The following is a 17,763-nucleotide window of genomic DNA, read 5'->3' as shown; positions in this document are numbered from 1 at the left end:
TGGTAGCCCCGACGACCGGTAGCACAGTGAGCAAAAACAGTTCAAAAATAGCCTTTTCACAAGAAACCCAGTGCTTAAGAATGAAAATTGGGCAAACGAATCGGAACCGCGAATACAATGACCGATAAAGATACGCAAGCCACTTTCTTGCCCTTATCTGTTGGTTCAGCCGAAACACTCTGGGGGGAGACGCCCCCATTAGGTCCCGTGGACAAAGGACGCGCTCTGCGTCAACGCCTCGGGCAGATCATCACCCGAATAATAGCTGCTCCGTCCTCGGAAGAGGCTGCGGTTACCCCGCTTGAAGAAGCACGACAAGCACTTCATGAACTGGAGGTGTATCAGGTCCAACTCGAGATCCAAAACGAGGAACTGCACCGGAGGCAAGTGCAGCTCGATGCTTCGCAGGCGCTCTATTTCGACATCTACGACCTGGCGTCGGTTGGTTGTGCCACCGTGAATGAGCAAGGACGGATCCTGGAAGCAAATTTCATTGCAACCGATCTCTTGGGCCTGCCCCGGCAGGCGCTGATCAATCAACCGATCTCCCATTTTATTTTCAAGGAAGACCGCGGGGTATACGCTCTCCTTCAGCAGCAGCTCCTTGCAACCGGTGAAGCCCAAACATGCGAACTGCGGATCGTGAGACAGGATGCAACGGTATTCTGGGTGCGACTTGACGCCACCGCCGCGCAGAAGAGCGGCAGGGACCCCATATCCCGGGTGACACTCACCAACATCACCGAGAGTAAACTGGCGAAGGATGCCTTACACGCGAGTGAGGAAAAATTTCGTTCCCTCGCGGAAAGCAGCCAAGACCCTATCGTGCTTTACGATAAACAGTGCCAACACATGTATATAAATCCGGCTGCCTTGGATCTTGCCGGTCTGCGCGAAGAGGAGCTCATCGACGGGCCTCCCCGGCAGAGCGGTTATTTCAACGAGCTGCGCTCCGTGCTCCAAGAGAAAATAAACCAGGTTTTTATGACTGCCGCACCTTTCAGAACGGAGCGGGAGTGGAACAGTTCCGAGGGGCTCAAATATTTCGACTGCCTCCTCAGCCCGGTTTTCGACGCCGAGGGCCGGGTATGCTCGGTGCTGGGCGTCTCCAGGGACATCACTGACCGCAAACAAGTGGAAGCGCTTACACTGGAAATGGAACGCAAATCCCAGCAGTCCCAAAAGCTCGAGAGCCTTGGGGCGCCGGCCGGCGGCCTCGCTCACCACTTTAACAATATTCTTGCCATAATCCTGGGGCAATGTGATATCCTCAGTGAAGACCTCAGCTCGGGAATCGACCCAATAGCCCAAGTCAAACAAATCGAGAAAGCCGCGCTCAGGGGTGTGGACCTTTGTCGGCAGCTGTTGCCCCATGTCGGAAGAAATGCTCCTCTTCAAACCCGGATTAACCTCCGATTGATGGTCGAAGAGACAGTCAAGCGGCTCCAGCCGACTCTGCAAACCAAGGTCCGCCTCGAACTTGATTTCGACGATGAGGCTTTTGAAATTATTGGCGACCGTGCCCAGGTCCAACAGGTCGTCAAAGATCTGTATTGCAACGCCGCCGAGGCCATAGGCGAGCGAAAAGGCACGATCAGCATTGCTCTCAACAAGAACGTTGTTCAGGGATGCCAAACAGACAAGGATTATCTCGGCAATGCGATCCAGGCCGGCGATTACGCCTGCCTGACGGTGTCGGACAACGGCGGCGGCATGGACGCCGAAACCCGGCAGCGGATATTCGAGCCGTTTTGCACCACGAAATATACCGGTCGCGCCTTGGGCCTGTCGGCGGCACTTGGCATTGTCGCCTCGCATCACGGGGCCCTGCAGTTCTCCACCACGCCGGGCGCCGGCACGACCTTCAAGGTGTTCTTCCCGTCTTTTATCGGTCCCGGCATTGTTTCAGCCGCCCCGGCAGCCGATATTTCTCCGGAAAAAGGTCACGGCACCCTTTTGTTGGTGGATGATGAAGCGCCACTCCGCATCATTGGCTCCGCTCTGCTGAAGGCAATGGGATTTACGGTCATGATCGCGGCCGACGGGGAGGAGGCAATCAAAATTCATAGGGAGAACAGCCCCAAAATCGACCTGATCCTGCTGGATCTCCTTATGCCGGAGATGAGCGGAATCGAAACCTATCGCCTTCTGCGGCAGACTTCGCCCACGATCCCGATTGTCATCTGCAGCGAGGGCAACGCCGAGGGTCTTGCGCAGGACATCACAGACGATCCCTTTGCCGAAGCCGTAGGCAAGCCGTACAAGCCCGATCAGTTGCGGAGCATATTCATGAAGCTTATTGATACGATGGAGTAGATATCGATGACCGATTCAGCAAAGTGCCGCATACTGCTTGTCGACGACGAAGAGGGGCTTCGTTCCACCCTCAGCCTTCTGCTGAAAAATGAAGGGTATCAGGTTGATGCCGCAGCCGGTCATGTCGACGCTATCGCCTGCCTGCAGACCGCGCACTACGACCTGGCTTTTGTGGATATCATGCTGGCCGGGGAAAACGGGATCGATTTGCTGCGGGATATAAAAGCCATTTCCCCCTCGACCCAGGTGGTGATGTTCACCGGCCATCCCGAGGTCAATTCCGCCGTCGCCGCCGTTCGCCTGGGTGCCTTTGACTACATCACCAAGCCGGTGCGCAAGGAAACTCTGCTGTTGATCGCGCGCCATGCTCTCAAGAACAAAGAGATGCATGACGACCTGGAACAATCTCGTGCCAACATGGACGCTATTTTGCGGACTGTTTCCGACAGCATCGTCATGGTGGACAAGAATGGGCGCCTGGCCCACTTCAATTCGACAGCAGAAAAGGTCTGCGGATACAGCCGCGACTTGATCGGGAGTGATGCAGCTGCTATCAGCCTGGGATGCTGCGGATTTTGCCGCGCAGCTCTTTTGGAAACGCTCTCCGGCAATGCTCCCCGTGAAATCCGCCGCCATGAATGCCGGACTCCGGAAGGCAAGAATCGCATTGTCGGCCTGACTGCAACGCCTGTTATTGAGACGGATGGAACCGTCAGCGGGGCAGTGGCGGTTATTCGGGATGAATCCCAGTTGGTTGAACTGGAACAGGCTCTTCAGAAACGAGAGCGGTTTCAGGGGATTGTCGGAGCCTCGGCGCCGATGCAGAAGGTCTATTCCTTGATCGAAGACCTCGCTGACGTGCCGACAACGGTGCTGATCTACGGCGAAAGCGGCACGGGTAAAGAGTTAGTCGCCGCAGCCCTGCATTACTCCGGGGCACGGGCGGCCGAGCCTTTTGTAAAGGTCAACTGTTCGGCGCTTTCCGAATCTCTTCTCGAAAGCGAACTGTTCGGACATGTGCGCGGGGCTTTTACCGGTGCAATCGCCAACAAGGTCGGTCGTTTTCAGAAGGCCGACAAGGGAACACTCTTTCTGGATGAGATAGCCGACATCTCGCCCGCTATCCAAATGCGCCTGTTACGGGTGCTGCAGGAAGGCGAGTTTGAACGGGTTGGAGAGTCTACTTCTCACAAGGTGGATGTTCGAATGCTTGCCGCCACCAATCGGGATCTTGCCGCAATGGTCAAAGAGGGGACTTTCCGTGAAGATCTCTATTATCGTCTGGATGTTGTCCGGGTGAGGGCGCCGGCGCTCAGAGAACGTTTAGATGACCTCGACCTGCTGGTGGCTCACTTCATTGCAAAATTCAATAGGAAGCTGAAGCGAAAAATTCAAGGCGTCTCGGATGATGTCCTTGCTCTTTTTCATCGTCATACCTGGCCGGGCAATGTGCGCGAACTGGAGCACGCCGTGGAACGCGCCTGTATTCTTTGCAAATCAAACATCATTACCGTGCAGGACCTTCCGCAGGACCTGATTGATTCGGCTCGGGCCGCGATCGAATCGTCTTCGCAAGGCGCCGCTTTGCCAATAACTGTGAAGCAAAAGCTCACTCTGGAAGAAGCGTTGGAGCTCAGTGGCGGAAACAAAAGCCACGCGGCCAATTTGCTCGGTGTCAGCCGACTTACCGTGTACCGGCAAATTAAAAAAAGCAGGACCACGTAGATTCTCCTCTCTCGTTCCCGCCAGAGCCCTGAGTAGCTTATCAGGCGTCAGTGGATCCTTTTCCGAACTCCCTCCTCAAAACGCCCATAGTCCCATCCCAATCGGCAGTATTCTACGTTTTGTTGCCGTCTTCATCTCTCCAGTACAGCCCTGAGCAGTTGCGCTATATCCTTTTTGGTCATGGGCTTCATGATGAACCCCTTGATGCCGATGACCTTGGCCTGTTCCTCGTTGACCAGGTTGCTGTAACCGGTGCAGAGGATAATCGGGATGTTCGGACGGATCCGCAGCATCTTCCTGGCCAGTTCGACCCCGGTAAGGCCGGGCATGGTCTGGTCGGTGATCACCGCATCGAACTGATCGGGCTGGTTCTGGAAGGTGGCAAGGGCTTCCATGCTGCTGGAGCGAACGGTTACCTTGTAGCCCAGACGTTCAAGCATGATCTTGCCCATTTCCGCGAGCATTTCCTCGTCATCTATAAAAAGGATGCGCTCGTGACCGGCTGCAATCGTTTCGACGGGCGTGGTTATAGCGGCAACCTCCTTTTCTATGGCAGGCAAGAAGACCTGAAAGAGCGAGCCTTCACCGGGTCCGCCTTCATACGTGATAAACCCGCCCATGGCGGCAACAATGCCATGGACGATGGACAGGCCCATGCCGGTGCCCTTTCCGGCCTCCTTGGTGGTGAAGTAGGGCTCGAAAATTTTATCCCGGATCGCCGGCGGGATCCCGGGCCCGGTATCGCCGATGGAAAGCAGAACAAAATTTCCTGGCTGCATCCCTGGATGCTTGAGGAGATCTGATGGAGAGATCTCGCGGTTTTTGAGGGTAATTTCGAGAACCCCGCCAGTCTGTTCCATGGCGTGAAAGGCATTGGTGCAGAGATTCATCACAATTTGGTGCACCTGGGTGGGATCGGCAAGGATCGGACACGTCGCTGTATCGAGTTGCTGCTTGATGCTGATGGTTGAGGGCAAGGCCGGTCGGAGCAGCTTGAGGGCCTCTTTGACAAGGCGAAGGGGTTCCAGAGGAGTGCGTTCAATACTGGCCTCGCGGCTGAAGGTAAGGATCTGTTTGACCAAGTTGGCCGCCCGCTCGCCTGCTTGCAGAACTTTGTCGAGATCATGGGCAATCGCGGATCCCGCCGGACTGGCGTCCCTCGCCATTTCGGCATAGCCGAGAACCGCCCCGAGGATATTATTGAAGTCATGGGCAATGCCGCCCGCCAAGGTGCCGATGGCCTCCATTTTTTGGGCCTGGATCAATTGGGCCTGCATCGCCTTTTTCTCTTTCTCCGCCCGCTTGCGTTCGGTGATGTCCATGACAATCCCCAGGTAACGCACAACCCGGTTGTGCGTATCTTTGAGCGGCTGTCCGCGCGACATCAGCCAGCGTTCACTCCCTTCGGGGAGATTTACCCGCCATTCGGTGTTGTACGCTGTTCCCTGGAGAATCGCTTCCTGGAGGGTTTGTTCCGTCTTCGCCAGATCGTCGGGATGAGCAACCTTGCGCCATTCCTCGTAGGAAGGCTTGCAGCTGTTTATTTCCAATCCGTATAACGACCATAATTCATTCGACCAAATATGTTCGTTGGTCAGCAGGTCCCACTCCCAGGTTCCGGACTGAGCGGCCTCCAGCGCCAGGCTGCGTCGCTGTTCGCTCAGCCTGAGCGTTTCCTCTGCCTGCTTGCGCTCGGTGATGTCGTGGACCATGCCGACTGACCGGATGATTTTTCCTGATGCATCCCGGAAATGCTCGCATTTTTCATGGACAATCCGGATTTCTCCCGTGGTTTTCTTGACGATCCGATGTTCTATTTCATACGAGTCTTTCCCCTCCCGCACGGAATCCGAATAGGCGGCGTCAACCGCTCCCCGATCCTCCGGATGCACTGCTTCGAGAAAGGCGTCGTAGGACGCGCGGAACTCCTGCGGCTGTAGACCGAATATCCGGTAGGTCTCATCGGACCAAGTCAGCTCCTTACTCGAGAGATCCAGCTCCCAGCTTCCCAGATGCGCGACCTCCTGGGACCGGTTCAAATGCACCGCGCTTTCCTTGAACGCCTCCTCCGCCCTTTTGCGCTCGGTGATGTCACGAGCGTAAAGATTGGCGTAATCACGGTCCGGAAAAGGCGTCACCGCAAAAGAGATGTCGCGGCCACGGACCGGGACCACGCATTCTTTCAAAACGCCGTTTGCCAATGCATCGCCAATACACTGCAGAAGGGCATCCGGCACCTCCTTCCCAAAGTCCGCCCGCCATGTTTCGAGCATCGACTCACTGGAGCGGTTGTAAAAAAGGATGGCTCCGTCCCTTTTGACTCGTAAAACCGGAGAAGGGTTCTCCAGGGGGAACAACGCCACACTCCGGGTCAGTTCTTCCGCCCGCTTGCGCTCGGTGATGTCATTGAACAGTATGGCGACTCTGCGATCTTCAGGGTCGCCGATCCGATAGGCACAGACGTCGAAGCAGCTGTCCAGCGCTTTTGTTTCCGCCTCAAAACGCACCGACTCGCCGGTCATGGCGACTTTTCCATACCTTTCATACCAATACTGCTCATTGTCCGGAGCTAGGTCGCGCATCAGCCGCCCCTTTACGTCATGCAGCCCGGTGAGTTTTTCAAAGGCCGGATTCGTCTCCAGAAAACGATAATCAACCGGTCTGCCTTCGGGGTCGAACACCATTTCGATGGTGCAAAACCCTTCGATCAGGGTTTCAAACAAGGTGTGGTACTGCGCCTCCGACCGACGCAGGGCCTCCTCGGTCCGTTTGCGCTGGGTTATATCGCGGGCAACCTTCGAAATACCGATGATTCGCCCCTTGTCGTCCTTTATGGTCGATATCGTCAAGGACACGTCGATCCTCCGGCCCTCCTTGGTCAGCCGCACGGTTTCAAAGTGGTCGATCCGCTCACCGGCCAGCAGCCGCTGCAGCATCCGGCGCTCATCATCCTGCATTTCTGGGGGAATCAACAGGGTGATCGGCCGGCCTACAGTCTCCTCCGACCGGTAGCCGAAGAGCCGCTCGGCCCCGGCATTCCAACTGATGATGATGGAGTTCAAGTCCTTGGCGATAATCGCATCTTCCGAGGATTCGACGATAGCCGCCAGCCTGGCCCGCGTCGCCTCGGCATGCTTGCGTGCCGTGATCTCGCGATTGACGCCGACGAAGCGGATTGGTCGACGCAGCTCCCCCTCGCCTTCCCAGTAAACACGTCCATGGGACGCGATCCAATGTTCGGAACCATCCGGCCAGACAACACGGAACTCACGACGGTAGGCGCCTCCATTGACCCCGGAGAGCGCCTGATGCACAGCCTCATCGACGGCTGCCCGGTCATCGGAATGAATTCGTTCGATGACCGCGGCATAGTCGATTTGATTGCCTTCGGTGATGCCCCACATGCCGCGGCAATGTTCGTCCCAAAAGACATCGTCGGTTTTGAAGTTGTAATCCCAGGCCCCTAAACCGGCCGCCTCCAGCGCCAGACGACGCTGTTCGGCCGCTTCATTGACTGCCTTTTCCGCCTCGTTCCGCTCGGTGATATCCCGGACGATGCTGAGCAGCATGCGGGTGTCGCCAAGGGTCGCCCCGCGAGAACTAACTTCCACCGGGAAGGTCGTTCCGTCTTTGCGACGGTGAACGGTTTCAAAAAGAATCCCCCGGGAATCGGCGTCGGCCATCTGAGCCGCAACCAGATCCTCCTCCTGCGATGCGCGAAGATTGTGCAGCGTCAATTGCAGCATCTCCTCATGGTCGTAGCCATAGGCATCGGTTGCCGCGGCGTTTGCCTCCACTATGCGCGCGTCATCGCTGCGGAAAAAGATGATGATGTCCCGGCTGTTGCCGGCCAAGAGCTCATAACGGCGCAGGGTTTCTTTGGCCTCTTTGATTTCGGTGACGTCGGTGTTGGTTCCAAGCCACTGAACAATCCGTCCCTGGCTGTCTTTCAAGGGCAAGCCACGGGTCAGGAACCAGCGAAAACTGCCGTCAGCGCCGCGCAGGGGGAACTCCATGTCAAAGGGTTCGCCCGTGGTCAGTGATTCCCGCCACGTATCCATCACCTTCGGCAGCACGAGGGGATCATGCACGCTCTGCCAGCCCCAGCCCTCCATCTGCTCGGGTACGGCGCCGGTATAATCGTACCAGCGCTGGTTGTACCAGAAAACGTGGCCATCCGGCTGCGCGATCCACGCCAATTGGGGGATGGCGTCGGCCATGGTGCGGAACCGTTTTTCGCTTTCCTGCAAGGACACCTCGGCCCGCTTGCGTTCGCTGATATCGATCAGCGTGACCACGATCCCGTCGATTATCCCCCCAGTAGTCCGATAGGGGAGAACCCTCATAATGAAACTGCGGCCATCCTTTTGGGAGCAGACTTCCCGCTCGACCGGTACGAGATTCTCCAGTACCGATGCCGCATCAAGAGGAAGCTCCGACCAATCGACACTACCGTTCAAATGGTGAACGGAACGACCGATGTCGGCCGGAATCAGATTGAAGATGGCGGCCATGGCAGGGGAGAAGCGCTTGATTAGAAACTTCCGGTTAAGGAAAAAGGTGGCAATCTCGGAACTGGCAAAGAGATTCTCCAGATCGCTGTTGCTCTGATTCAGTTCCTCCATCCTTTTCTGCAGCTCGGAGTTGATGGTAATCAATTCCTCATTGGTGGACTGCAGCTCCTCATTGGTGGATTGGAGCTCCTCGTTGACCGTCATCAGCTCTTCGTTGGCCAGGGTGAATCGCTCGTTGGAGGTCTCCAGCTGTTCGCCGATGACGCGCAGCTGCTCCTCCATATGACGTATCAGCGAATTGCGGGAGGCATCGTCGCCGAACTCCGCCGCCTCGCTGGGGACAACCGGAACCGGAGATGGAGCGGTCGGTTCGATGATCACCAAAGCCAGCTTGTCCGACGGCGGCGGTATTTTGAGCGGCGCCACGATAATGTTGATGGTGGTCTCGCCGTGGTCGGTCGCCACCTTTATTCCCCGGTACTCGTTCTCCTTTTGATAGGTGAAGGCCTTATAGACGGCGGCCCTGAGCGCCGGTCGCAGCTCTTCCTTCGCTATTTTCAGGAGGTCACGGGTCGGTTTTCCTTCCGGTGTCGACAGATAAGCGCCCGCTTGTTTTGAAAAATGGACCACCTCGTTCTTTTCATTGATGATCACCCGGGCAGGCACATACCGTTCCATCAGAAATTTATCGGCAAGAGCGATTGTTGCCGTCTCCTGCGTTTCAGCCGAGCGGACAGAATGCTCAATGTCGGAGAGTTTCCGCACAGAACCGCAAAAGGGAAAGAGCGTGTCAACCCGGCTTTTTCCCCCCTGCCGCCTGAAGATCTTCCATTTTTTATCGACAGGGGTGAACAGATCGCCATGGAGTCCCACTGTTTCGGCTGAGCCCAGGAAAAGATAGCCCTTCTGGTTGAGCACCTGGTGAAACAAGGGAATAAGCAGCCTCTGGATCTCGGGTTTCAGGTAAATGAGAAAATTGCGGCAGACGAGGAGGTCGAGCCGCGAGAAAGGCGGATCGTTGATGAGGTTGTGGTGGGCAAAGACGACCATCTCCCGCAGTTGCTTGGTCACCTGCCAGCCGTTTTCATTTTTTATAAAAAAATGCTTGAGTCGCTCTTCTCCCACCTCCGGGATGATGCCGTCTGAATAGAAGCCGGCCCTTGCCCGTGCCACGGCCACCTCGTCGAGGTCAGTGGCAAAAATCTGCACCTTGGCTTGCGGGTGTATCTTTTCCAGGTATTCCAGGATCAGCATGGCGACCGAGTAGGCTTCTTCGCCGGTGGCACAGCAGGCGTGCCAGATCCGAATCGGCGCCTCCGTGTCCCGGTTGGCAAAAAGCGACGGAATGATCTTGCTGCGGAGCAGCTCGAACGCCTCAGGATCGCGGAAGAAACGGGTAACGCCGATGAGGAGTTCCTGGCAAAGGGATTGGGCTTCGCCGGGGTTTTGTTGGAGGATGGCAAAATAATCGCTGAGCGCCGTCGCGCCGTTGGCCACCATCCGTCTCTCGATCCGCCGCAGGACGGTGTTCCTTTTGTAGGAGCTGAAATCGTGACTGGTGCGGGCTTTCAAGATGGCAAACAGGGGGCGCAACTCCTCATCTTGGGGAGCCAGGCAGATCCCGGCGGGGAAAGTATCCTTCTCGCCGGCTATCTGGGCAAGCCTGTCCGCAATTTCGGCCGCGGAAAGGATGGAATCCGCCGCGCCCGTGGCGATGGCGTTTTGCGGCATGAAGGGGTTGATGGCCGTTTCCGGATCCTGGACGAGGACGATTCCGCCCTCTTCCTTGATACGCTTCACTCCCTCGGCGCCATCAGACCCGAAGCCGGAGAGGACAACCGCAATGGCGCACTGCCCCAAATCAGCGGCAAGCGAGGTGAAAAAGCGGTCAATGGGGTGAGGTGGTCGTCCCGACTCAGGAGTGACCAATCGTAACCGGCCGCCATCCACGGTCAGATCTTTGCCGGGAGGCGCCACATGAACGGTGCCCGGATGGAGCGGTATGCCGTCTTCGACGGTCAGCACCTGCAGGGAGGTGTGACGCCTGATGATGTCGGCGAGCAGTGAAGGTCCTTCCGCAGGGAGATGCATGATCACCACAAAGGAGAGGTCGCAATCGGCGGGGAGGGCTGTGAAAATCTGCTCCAGAGCCTCATGGCCGCCGGCGGACGCCCCGATGCCAACCGTAATGGGAATGGGGGGAGCCGCACCCCTTCCTTCGATGGCGGATTCAGCCTTTGGGTCGTGGCTTGCTGACTGCTTCTTAAGGGCCATGGGCATTTACCTCCACCGGCTCAGGCTTAAACGAGCTGCGGATTCAAGTGGGGACAACAGGATGAGACCGGTTATGAGCAAGGGGATGGAAAACGACTCAAGCCATCGCAAACCAGGCGTTTGCGTATAGGCATATTCCGAACCGGCAGTTTGCGCCACTGTCTATGAACATACTCAGAAACGTGAGGCTCTTACGATTTTTCCCTTGGTTGAAATGCTATCCGAGGAGAGCATCAATTCAGGATTCGGCTAACCCGGGCTGGCAGTCGAAACGAGGCGACGCCGTCCGCTGTTCGTTACCTCATTTTCCGCTGACAAGTCAAGCTGGCTTTCCTTTTTCATCGATTCTCCCCTCAGTTAGGCCGCACCCGGATGAGGCGTCGGCTGGTCCGTGAAAAACATGGCGAAGCAACGCTTCGCCCCTTCCTGGCCCTCTTGTGACTGTATCATGAAACAACCGCACTGTACCATGTTACACTCCCTACTGTAACATGGTACAGTGCAGAGCCTCCCGAATATCCACCTGATATATCCCCAAATCCCCATCCCGCAAGGCTTCACGTTTTTTCTCAGCTCTCCAGACCGCCACGGCACGGTTGTTGTAATCTTGTTGTTCAGTTCTTCACTATACGCAAAGGATAGGGTGCAAACTGTGACTGACGAGTTGGAAACGATCCAATATCTAACCTTTACAATGGCGGATGAGCTGGTCGTCGTCGACGGGGCCAGGGTGCTGGAAATACTTGAGCTGGCGGACCTCGCCAACGAAACGCAGTTGCCGGATTTCATGCGGGGGGTCATCAGCCTGCGCGGCTGCCTGGCGCCGGTTGTTGACCTGCGGCTGAAGTTTGCGGTCCAGGAACCCGTTCAAATGGTCAGCACCTTCAATGTAGTCGTGGAACTGGCTAAAGATGGCGAGGATGTGGTCCTGCAGGCGCCGACCGACGATACTCGGAAGGCGATCGAGATGAATTATTCCCAGGTTAAAGCCGCACCGCATTGGCTGCGATGCCGCTTCAGTAAAAATGATCTCAATGCCTTGTCGCAAATTTTTATACATGCCGCCGCCTCTACGGAAAGACAATCCGAAAAAGGCCATCCTCAGCCCTTGTGAAGAAAGCCTTTTCGTCCCAAACCTTATTCGGCGCTGGCAGGGAATTGATCGCCGCCAGTCATTGCTTGCCGATTGCCGATATCAACCAGGTCAGGGGGCCTAGGGTGCAGGAAAACTGCATCCAAGCTTCCTCCCCATACAGCCGTAAAGAGATGACCATGCTCTCAGTTCTTTCCGGACATACTGATCAACCCGCAACAGATTCTCTCAACTCCTGGATTGCTCTCCTTTCCTTCTCCCTCGCCACACTGCGTCTACTGGCGGGGGCGGCCGAACATGATTTCCTGCGGATCGGCAGCGGCGAGCGGCTGACCATTGAAACTATCACTGCTTACGTTCAACTCCTCCGTACAGGCCTCACCGAGGCCGACACCGTGATCCTCGAGTTCGACCCCAAGGTGGAGATGGACATCACCGCGCTACAGGCCTTGTGCTCTGCCTGCAAAACGGCCGCAGCTTCCGGAAAACGATGCATTCATCGCGGCCCGACGCCCAAGGCGCTGATCGAGCTTGCAGTCGCGGTCGGAGCGGAGCGCCACAATCCCTGCGGCTATCCTAATGACTCCTGTTTTCGAGAGTTCGGAGGTGCAAACACATGGGAAAATTGATCATGACCGCCGATGATTCGGCCAGTGTGCGGCAGATGGTTGCCTTCACCCTGAAACAAAACGGCTACGAGGTCGTGGAAGCGGTGGATGGCCAGGATGCCCTGAGCAAACTTTCCGCCAAAAAGGTGGATATGCTGCTGACCGATCTCAACATGCCCAAATTGGACGGTATCGGGCTGATCAAAGGGGTTTGGGCCAGCAGCCTCAATAAATTCATCCCCATCGTCATGCTCTCCACCGAATCCCAGGATACAAAAAAGGCGGAAGGCAAGGCTGCCGGCGCCACCGGCTGGATTGTCAAACCCTTCAAGCCGGAGCAGTTGATTGCGGTGGTCAAGAAAGTGTTGGGATGAGTTAATTCGTTGAATACTTAAGCTATTTAACTGGAAACTGCTGTTCACGCTCCGATGTTGACCTAAGGATTTCCACCATGATTGAAGAACACATTTCCACCTATCGGGAAGAAGCCGGTGAATTGCTTGCCGAACTGGAAACTTCCCTGCTCGACCTTGAAGAAACGCCCGCCGATCAAGACCTCATCAACCGCGTTTTCCGGGCCATGCACACCATCAAGGGCTCAGGCGCGATGTTCGGGTTCGACGATATAGCCGCCTTTACCCACGAAGTTGAAACGGTCTTCGATCTCGTCCGGAACGGCAAGATGGTGGTGACCAAAGATTTGCTCGACCTCACCCTCAAATCCCGTGATCATATTTCCGCCCTGCTTGACGCCTCGGCAGGCTGCGGTGAGGCGGACCAGCAAAAAGGCGATGTTCTGATCGCCGGATTGCGGCGGCTGGTCCCGCAGCCCGCCGCAACCGGCGGACCGGCGGATAAGACCCACGAATTGCTTGCAGACACGAACCAACCCGAGGAGACCCAGCAGAAGACCTGGCGGATCCGCTTTCAGCCGAATCGGGAACTGCTGCTCTGCGGCAGTAACCCGGTATCGCTCATCAATGAGCTGCGCAGCCTGGGCAGCTGTCTGGTCACCGCTCATTTCGACGCCGTGCCGCTCCTTGACGCCCTAGTCGGAGAACACTGCTATCTCTATTGGGACATTATCCTGACCACCGTCCGGGACGAGGCAGCCATCAAGGATGTCTTTATTTTCGTTGAAGATGACTGTCAGCTCAGCATCGAAATGATCGATGATCTCAGCCAGGATGACCCTACCGGCTACAAGAAGCTGGGCGAAATTCTGGTCGAGCGCGGCGATCTTTCGCCGGATGTGCTGAGCAAGGTATTGGAGCAGCAGAAACCCCTGGGGGAAATGCTGGTGGATCAGGGTGCGGTGACACCGGAAAAGGTGTTGTCAGCTCTGTGTGAGCAGCAGCATGTCAAGGGCATTCGCCAGGAACGCGCCGCTCCCGACTCCACCGCCAGTATCCGGGTGCCGGCGGAACGGCTGGACCAACTGGTCAATCTGGTCGGCGAGATGGTGACGGTGCAGGCGCGGCTTACTCAGGTTTCCAACACCCTTGGGGACGCCACCTTCATCTCGATAGCCGAAGAGGTGGAACGACTGACCAACGAGTTGCGGGACACTGCCCTCAACATCCGGATGCTGCCCATTGGCAGCACCTTCAGCAAGTTCAAGCGCATGGTGCGGGATCTCTCCCAGGAATTGGGGAAAGAAATCGAGATGGAAACCTTTGGCGCGGATACCGAAATCGACAAGACCGTGATCGAAAAGCTCAACGATCCCCTGGTCCATATCATCCGCAACAGCATCGATCATGGCGTCGAGAAACCGGCGGATCGGATCGCGGCCGGCAAACCGGCGACCGGCGCCATCCGTTTGGGCGCCGAACATGCCGGGGATTCGGTGCTGATCACCATCCGTGACGACGGGGCCGGGATCAATCGCGACGCCATCCGCCATAAAGCCATTGCACTGGGGATGATCTCCCCCGGCGCCGACCTGACCGACCAGGAGATTTACAGCTATATCTTTGCCCCCGGTTTTTCCATGGCCGCTGAGATCACCAACATCTCCGGGCGCGGGGTCGGCATGGATGTGGTCAAGCGCGGCATCGAAGGGTTGCGGGGCAGCATTGTGGTCGACAGCGAACTGGGCAAGGGCACGGTCATCACCCTGAAAATCCCGCTGACCCTGGCGATCATCGAGAGCCTGCTGGTCAAGATCGGGGAGAGCCACTTTGTTTTGCCCCTGGGGGCCGTGGAAGAATGCATCGAATTGTCGCGGGAAGACATCCGGGCCGCCCATGGCCGCAACCTGGCCAAGGTGCGCGGGCATCTCACTCCCTATATCTGTCTGCGTGATCAGTTCGGCATCTACGGCGCCCGACCGGATATTGAACAGATCGTGATTGTCTCGGTGCAGGGGGGCAGAATCGGTTTTGTGGTCGATTTTGTGGTCGGCGAGCACCAGACCGTGATCAAGCCGCTCGGGGTGCTCTACCAGGACGTCAAGGGAATATCAGGAGCCACCATTCTGGGCGACGGCTCTGTTGCCTTGATTATTTCTCCGGGCGACCTGGCCAGGATGGCGGAAACAGCGGAACTCGCGCAATTGTAAGGCAGGCAACCGGGACTCGGCTGCTCCCGAATTTTGCTGAATGGATCGAATGAAAAATCAAACAGAGTTGATACCCACAAAAACCGCAACTCAACACACAAGGGGGATGAGCAATGCTGGATTCAGGGAAGGAAAAATACGGGGGGCCTTAATGATGACCAGAGTTGATTCACAAGGTCGTGAACATCAGACAATGGACGGAACCCAACGTGTTCGTTCTATTATTTTTAAGTCACCAACATTCTGGAGGAATTAAGATGGCTTGGTTCAGTAACATGACTCTGAAAGGAAAACTGCTGCTCGGATTTATCACTGTGGCGATTATTGCCGGCATTATTGGCGGCTATGGCATCTACAACATCAGGCTCCTTGATGTCGCCGATACCAGACTGTTTGAAAAAATGACCGTTCCTCTCGGAGAAATGGCCGAGATTGCCATAAGTTTCCAGCGGATCCGAGTTAATAGCCGCGATTTCATCGATGCGACCACTCCGGACAAGCAGGAGCATTTTGCCGGCCGGATCAAAGAACTTCGGGAATCGATTGAGAAGAACATGACCAGCTATGAAAAATCCATCCTGACCGATGAAGGGGCCAAACTCTTTGACGAGCTTAAAAAAAACCGGGTTGTCTACGGTGCCGCACTGGACAAAATGATGACTTTAGCCAGGGAAGGCAAAACCAATGAAGTCGCGGCAGTGATGCAAGGTGAGGCGGGCAAGGCTGCCCGAGAGGAACAGAGTGCTATTGAGAAATTGATGGAAAGCAAGGTTACGATTGCCAAGAAGACTTCCGAAGAAAACAGCGCCACCGCCCAAACCGCCAATACCGTGATGTCCATATTGTCGCTCCTCGGCGTGATTCTGGCCATCGGCCTGGGCTTGATCATCGCCCGCATCGTCCTGCGGCAATTGGGCGGGGATCCGAAGCTGGTCGGCGAGGTGGCCAACATGGTCGCCATGGGCGATCTCTCCCGTGATGTTGCCGTGACCCCGGGCGACACCACCAGCGTTATGGCGGCCATGAAAAAAATGGTTGACACCATTCGGGCCCTGGTTGCCGACACCAATATGCTGGTCACCGCCGCAGTGGACGGCAAACTGGCCATCCGTGCCGATGCGTCCAAGCACCAGGGCGATTTTCAGAAGATCGTCGCCGGGGTCAACAGCACCCTGGATGCGGTGATCGGCCCGCTGAACGTTTCCGCCGATTACGTCGACAAGATTGCCAAAGGGATTATCCCGCCGGCGATTACCGACAACTACAACGGCGATTTCAACGCGATTAAAATCAATCTCAATAATGTGGTCAAGATGATGGGCGACCTGCTGGCCCAGACCGATATTTTGATCAAAGGCGCTGCCGATGGCGAACTCGACAAACGCGCCGATGCCAGCCTCTTTGTCGGCGGCTGGAACAAGTTGGTGGTTGGCGTTAACGACACAGTCACCAACATCGTCAATCCGCTCATGGTTACCGCCGATTATGTGGCCAAGGTTTCCAAGGGCGATATGCCGCCAACGATTACCGATGTCTATAAAGGGCAATACAACCTGATTAAGAATAATCTCAATGTGCTGATCGAGGCCACCAACAGTATCACCGGCAATGCAAAACAGGTGGCGCAGGGCAACCTGATGGTTGATTTGAAAAAACGTTGTGACAGTGATGAGTTGATGGAATCTCTAGCAAACATGGTCGACAAGCTGAAAGAGATTGTCACCGAAGTGCAGGTCGCGGCCGACAATGTGGCCTCCGGTTCCCAGGAGATGTCCGCCACCGCGCAGCAGATGTCCCAGGGTGCGACCGAGCAGGCGGCCAGCGCCGAGGAGGTTTCTTCGAGTATGGAACAGATGGCCTCCAATATCCGCCAGAACACCGACAACGCTATGCAGACGGAAAAGATCGCTATCAAGAGCGCTTCGGATGCCAAGGATGGCGGCAGAGCAGTGACAGAGACCGTGGCTGCGATGAAACAGATCGCAACCAAGATCTCCATTATTGAGGAAATTGCCCGTCAGACGAATCTCTTGGCCTTGAACGCCGCCATTGAGGCAGCGCGGGCCGGCGAGCACGGCAAAGGGTTCGCCGTGGTGGCCTCCGAGGTGCGCAAGCTAGCGGAACGCAGCCAGTCCGCGGCCGGCGAGATCAGCCAGTTGTCCACCTCCAGCGTGGCCATTGCCGAACAGGCAGGTGATATGCTCAATAAAATGCTTCCTGACATCCAGAAGACTGCGGAACTGGTCCAGGAAATCAACGCTTCGAGCAAAGAACAGGATACCGGCGCCGACCAGATCAACAAGGCGATCCAGCAACTGGATCAGGTGATTCAGCAAAACGCGGGCGCTGCTGAAGAGATGGCCTCGACCACGGAGGAACTCTCCAGCCAGGCTGAACAGCTCAAAGCGACCATTGCCTTCTTCACCCTGGAGACCGGCCGGCAAAAACGGGTTATTGCCGCTCCGCAACAGGTTGGGGGCAAGCAGCACGCCATTGCGCATGTCCCCATGCCGAAAGCCGCCGCGGTTCGTAAAGCGCCATCGGCCAAACCCGCCAGACCGGGGAACTCCACGGGTGGGATCAATCTTGAAATGGGCATGAAAGGCGGGGCGGATCGTCTTGACGAGGAATTCGAAAAATTCTGATTCAGGCTGCAAGCTGTCAGACTGC

At 56.4% G+C, this 17,763-nt stretch carries 8 protein-coding genes; 7 read left to right on the top strand and 1 reads right to left on the bottom strand.

Annotation, left to right across the window (positions count from 1 at the left end):
• Window positions 1-117 precede the first annotated feature (117 nt).
• Together RCH93_RS00285 and RCH93_RS00280 are read left to right on the top strand one after the other, a co-directional pair.
• Window positions 118-2,316, top strand: a complete 2,199-nt coding sequence (locus RCH93_RS00285; RefSeq protein WP_306545956.1) for a PAS domain-containing sensor histidine kinase — start codon at window positions 118-120, stop codon at window positions 2,314-2,316.
• Window positions 2,317-2,322: 6 nt separating this feature from the next.
• Window positions 2,323-4,041: a sigma-54-dependent Fis family transcriptional regulator gene (locus RCH93_RS00280; protein WP_306545954.1), complete on the top strand. Its 1,719-nt coding sequence runs from the start codon at window positions 2,323-2,325 to the stop codon at window positions 4,039-4,041.
• 131 nt (window positions 4,042-4,172) lie between these two features.
• Here the strand turns inward: RCH93_RS00280 and RCH93_RS00275 are convergent, their stop codons facing one another.
• On the bottom strand, window positions 4,173-10,835 hold the full coding sequence (locus tag RCH93_RS00275; RefSeq protein WP_306545952.1) for a PAS domain S-box protein: 6,663 nt from the start codon (window positions 10,833-10,835) through the stop codon (window positions 4,173-4,175).
• A 646-nt stretch (window positions 10,836-11,481) separates the two neighbouring features.
• Between RCH93_RS00275 and RCH93_RS00270 the strand changes: the two genes are divergently transcribed.
• The 5 genes from RCH93_RS00270 (at window position 11,482) to RCH93_RS00250 (ending at window position 17,738) form a co-directional block, all read left to right on the top strand.
• Complete coding sequence (locus tag RCH93_RS00270; RefSeq protein ID WP_306545950.1) at window positions 11,482-11,943, top strand: chemotaxis protein CheW; 462 nt, start codon at window positions 11,482-11,484, stop codon at window positions 11,941-11,943.
• Window positions 11,940-12,551: an STAS domain-containing protein gene (locus RCH93_RS00265; protein ID WP_306545948.1), complete on the top strand. Its 612-nt coding sequence runs from the start codon at window positions 11,940-11,942 to the stop codon at window positions 12,549-12,551. The genes RCH93_RS00270 and RCH93_RS00265 overlap by 4 nt, the downstream gene beginning before the upstream one ends.
• Complete coding sequence (locus RCH93_RS00260; RefSeq protein WP_306545946.1) at window positions 12,539-12,904, top strand: response regulator; 366 nt, start codon at window positions 12,539-12,541, stop codon at window positions 12,902-12,904. Before RCH93_RS00265 ends, RCH93_RS00260 begins: the two co-directional genes overlap by 13 nt.
• 77 nt (window positions 12,905-12,981) lie before the next feature.
• The gene (locus RCH93_RS00255) at window positions 12,982-15,093 is read left to right on the top strand and encodes a chemotaxis protein CheA (protein WP_306545944.1); all 2,112 of its coding nucleotides are present in this window, start codon (window positions 12,982-12,984) and stop codon (window positions 15,091-15,093) included.
• A gap of 257 nt (window positions 15,094-15,350) precedes the next feature.
• Window positions 15,351-17,738: an MCP four helix bundle domain-containing protein gene (locus RCH93_RS00250; protein ID WP_306545942.1), complete on the top strand. Its 2,388-nt coding sequence runs from the start codon at window positions 15,351-15,353 to the stop codon at window positions 17,736-17,738.
• Window positions 17,739-17,763 lie beyond the last annotated feature (25 nt).

This window comes from Desulfobulbus sp., from assembly GCF_030824455.1.
GTDB lineage: Bacteria > Desulfobacterota > Desulfobulbia > Desulfobulbales > Desulfobulbaceae > Desulfobulbus.
Note: the sequence above shows the minus strand (reverse complement) of the source record. Positions and strands in the feature narration are given on the sequence as shown.

Excerpts from the sequence above, each read along its gene's own strand:
- RCH93_RS00285 (WP_306545956.1), top strand. The coding sequence starts at position 118 with ATGACCGATAAAGATACGCAAGCCACTTTCTTGCCCTTATCTGTTGGT.
- RCH93_RS00255 (WP_306545944.1), top strand. The coding sequence starts at position 12,982 with ATGATTGAAGAACACATTTCCACCTATCGGGAAGAAGCCGGTGAATTG.
- RCH93_RS00260 (WP_306545946.1), top strand. The coding sequence starts at position 12,539 with ATGGGAAAATTGATCATGACCGCCGATGATTCGGCCAGTGTGCGGCAG.
- RCH93_RS00275 (WP_306545952.1), bottom strand. The coding sequence starts at position 10,835 with ATGCCCATGGCCCTTAAGAAGCAGTCAGCAAGCCACGACCCAAAGGCT.
- RCH93_RS00280 (WP_306545954.1), top strand. The coding sequence starts at position 2,323 with ATGACCGATTCAGCAAAGTGCCGCATACTGCTTGTCGACGACGAAGAG.
- RCH93_RS00250 (WP_306545942.1), top strand. The coding sequence starts at position 15,351 with ATGGCTTGGTTCAGTAACATGACTCTGAAAGGAAAACTGCTGCTCGGA.